This window comes from Petroclostridium xylanilyticum, from assembly GCF_002252565.1.
Taxonomy (GTDB): Bacteria; Bacillota; Clostridia; order SK-Y3; family SK-Y3; genus Petroclostridium; species Petroclostridium xylanilyticum.
This window is the reverse complement of record NZ_NPML01000035.1, coordinates 1-909: the sequence shown is the minus strand read 5'-3', so window position 1 is coordinate 909 and position 909 is coordinate 1. Positions and strand designations below refer to the sequence as shown.

Genomic DNA, 909 nt, shown 5'->3' with positions numbered 1-909 from the left:
GTTTGGTGTTAGAAAACAGAAAAGTAAGGGGATGATTAAGAATACTATAGTTTTATAGAAAGCACACAAGAGATTTGATATGTTTAGGAAGTTGCATAAATATTTTTATTAGATACTAATTCTGGCTAGTATAGAGAGAGCCTGTAATAGAGATAAGTTTTTTCACGCTACTTATCCTTGTTTGCTAGCCAAAACCTTTGTATAGATTTTTAATGTTACTTGATTTTTTGATTAATTATATTTTATGTATAAAGGAGAGTTAACTATGAAATTTTGGACTATGAAGAAGTTTAGAATATCGATAATGTTCTTATCAATTCTTTTAGTAGTAACTAGTACAGCTTTTGCACTCTATGCTTCTCATATATATGGAGGAATGGATCAATATAAGCAGGAAAAAACCTTATGGTGCTGGAATGCTTGCGCTAGAATGGTTGCAGATTATCGTTACAATGTCACTCTTACACAATCTGATATGGCAGCAAAAATATTAGGATCAAGTACAAGGGATGCAACAGCAACTCATCAGCAAACAGCTTCTGCAATAAAACTATATACAAATAGTACAAAGAATACAGGATATACAAACAGTGCATATACTTTTAATTATGTAGCACAGAAACTTGATTCATCAAATAATCCTATTATAATTGGAGTAAATTATACAAATGTTGGGGAATATCATATGCTCGCTTGCTATGGTTATGATTCACTCCCACAGGAAAAAATATATTTTGTTGATCCAAAAGGGCCGTGGCAGGAAAGTGATTTGTTTGCAAACTATTTTGACGGTGTGTGGGCAAAGCCTTCGGGTGCTTCTTACTTTTTAGATGGTCAGTGGAATTAAACAAGACTATAAGAAAAGGTATGTAAATCAATATAAATGGAGGAATCTATATGTATAAAAAA

General features: G+C 31.9%; 1 protein-coding gene. It reads left to right on the top strand.

Annotated elements, in window-relative coordinates:
* The first annotated feature begins 265 nt into the window (after positions 1 to 265).
* A complete protein-coding gene (locus CIB29_RS18295; protein ID WP_157910284.1) occupies positions 266 to 847 on the top strand; it encodes a papain-like cysteine protease family protein in 582 nt (193 codons plus the stop codon).
* The last annotated feature ends 62 nt before the right edge of the window (positions 848 to 909 follow it).